The following is a 2,209-nucleotide window of genomic DNA, read 5'->3' as shown; positions in this document are numbered from 1 at the left end:
GTGCGGGCTTGGTTTCCGGCTCGGGGGTCGCTTCGGCGGCAGGCTCGCTCGATGCTGATGCTTCGGCAGGAGCTTCCGGCTTAGCTTCGGCGGCAGGCTCGGCAGTGGGCTCGATCTGAGGCAGCGGTTGGGTCTTGGCCTCGGCAGCCGGTGCTTCGGCGGCAGGCTCTATCGGCGGCAGCGGTTGGGTCTTAGCCTGGGCCGCAGCAGGAGTCGGCTCCGGCTCGCCCTTGCCCTTGACCTTGCCCGCAGCCTCAGCCGCCGCGATCTCAGCGGCCAGCGTCGCCGAGAGCTTCGAGTCGTCCCCGGCCTGCGCGCGAGGCTCCGTCGCCTCGACCACCGGCAGTTCCGTCGTGTCCGTCAACGCGTCCGGAGCCGTGATCTTCGGGATCTCGGTGGTGTCATCAACTTCTGGTTTCGGCAGCGGCACCGTGCCGTCCGGCTTCGGCGCAGTCGCGGTGGCAACCGGCGCCGCAGCCTCGGCTGTCGCGCGCTCAGCCGCCGCCTTGGCCTCCGCCGCGGCCTGCTTCTCGACCGTCTTCTGGGCGGCGGCGATCTCCTTCGGCGGCTCGGCGTTCGCGGCGTGCGAGGGCGGCGGGGGGACCGTCCACATCCAGTCGCGGAGGCGGTCCTTCTCGTGCAGGAGGTCGACGATGTCGAATTCGGCGTACTCGAACTCCGGGGACCAGAACAGGGCGTCGAAGGGGCAGGCCTCGATGCAGATGCCGCAGTACATGCACAGGCTGTAGTCGATCGCGAAGCGGTCGAGGACGTTGCGGGTGCGGTCGCGCTGGCCCGGTTCGGTGGCGGGGACGACTTCCTTGTGGGAGTCGATGTAGATGCACCAGTCGGGGCATTCGCGGGCGCAGAGCATGCAGGAGGTGCAGTTCTCCTCCAGCAGGGCGATGACGCCGCGGGAGCGCGGGGGGAGCTCCGGTTTCACGTCCGGGTACTGCGCCGTGACGGAGCGGTGGGTCATCGTCTTCAGGGTCGTGGCCAGGCCCTTGGCCAGGCCGGCGCCGGGCAGGGCGCGCTTGTCGGCGCTCATCTGGTCAGACCACCTTCAGGATTCCGGTCAGCGCGATCTGCGCCAACGCCAGCGGGATCAGGGTCGTCCACGCCAGTTTCTGCAGCTGGTCCTCGCGCAGGCGCGGGTAGCTCACCCGGAGCCAGATCACCAGGAAGGCCAGCACCAGGGTCTTCGCCAGGGTCCAGAACCAGCCGAAGCCGGCCTCGCCGAGCCCGAAGTAGAACGGGCCCTTCCAGCCGCCGAGGAAGAGCACCGCGGTCAGCAGGGACAGCACGACGATGCCCGCGTACTCGGCCAGCAGGAACAGGGCGAAGCGGATGCCGGTGTACTCGGTGTAGGCCCCGAAGATGATCTCGGAGTCGGCCACCGGCATGTCGAAGGGCGGCCGCTGGAGCTCGGCCAGGCCCGAGACGAAGAACACGAACAGGCCCATCAGCTGCCACGGCAGCCAGTACCAGTGCCAGGCCTCGGCGATGCCGGTCAGCGACAGGGTCCCGGCGGCCATCGCCACCGAGGACGCCGCCAGGATCATCGGCAGCTCGTACGCCATCAGCTGCGCCGCGCTGCGGATGCCGCCGAGCAGCGAGTACTTGTTCGCGCTGGCCCAGCCGGCCATCAGCGAGCCCAGCACGGCGACGCCCAGAACCGCCAGCACGAAGAACAGCCCGGCGTCCAGGTTCCGCCCGACCTGCGTGCCCGGCCCGATCGGGATCGTCACCAGCACGACCAGGTACGGGATCAGCGCGACGGCCGGCGCCAGCTGGAACACGCGGCGGTCGGCGGCGGCCGGGACCACGTCCTCCTTCTGGGCGAACTTCACCCCGTCCGCGACGAGCTGCGCCCAACCGTGGAAGGCCCCGGCGTACATCGGCCCCACGCGGGACTGCATGTGCGCCATCGCCTTGTGTTCCATCTGGCCGACGACCAGCGGCACGACCAGGAAGAAGCCCAGGATGATGGCCAGCCGGACGACGGCGTCGGTGACGGTCATGCTTCGCCTTCCTGTCCGGGAGTCTCGGGTTCGGCGGACGCGGCGGGGTTGGCGGGCTTGGCGGACGCGGCGGGCTTGGCAGATCCGGCGGACTCGCTGGCCTCACCGGACTCGCCGGACCCGCCGGACTCGCCGGGCCCGTCTTCCGGCAACGGCTTCAGCCAGCCGTCCGGAACGCCCGGCGGAAC

The 2,209-nt window shown here is 70.3% G+C and carries 1 protein-coding gene and 2 pseudogenes; all 3 read right to left on the bottom strand.

Annotation, left to right across the window (positions count from 1 at the left end):
- Positions 1–430: 430 nt before the first annotated feature.
- Positions 431–1,048: pseudogene (locus tag GWK61_RS61340) on the bottom strand (NuoI/complex I 23 kDa subunit family protein); the annotation flags it as partial.
- A gap of 4 nt (positions 1,049–1,052) precedes the next feature.
- Entirely contained in the window at positions 1,053–2,021 is a 969-nt protein-coding gene (locus GWK61_RS54170) for a complex I subunit 1/NuoH family protein (RefSeq protein WP_194922225.1), read from the bottom strand.
- Positions 2,018–2,209: pseudogene (locus GWK61_RS58105) on the bottom strand (hypothetical protein); the annotation flags it as partial. The pseudogene GWK61_RS58105 and the gene GWK61_RS54170, both read right to left, overlap by 4 nt.

Origin of the sequence: Catenulispora rubra, assembly GCF_015356825.1 — a bacterium.
GTDB lineage: Bacteria > Actinomycetota > Actinomycetes > Streptomycetales > Catenulisporaceae > Catenulispora > Catenulispora rubra.
This window is presented reverse-complemented; position numbering and strand designations above follow the sequence as displayed.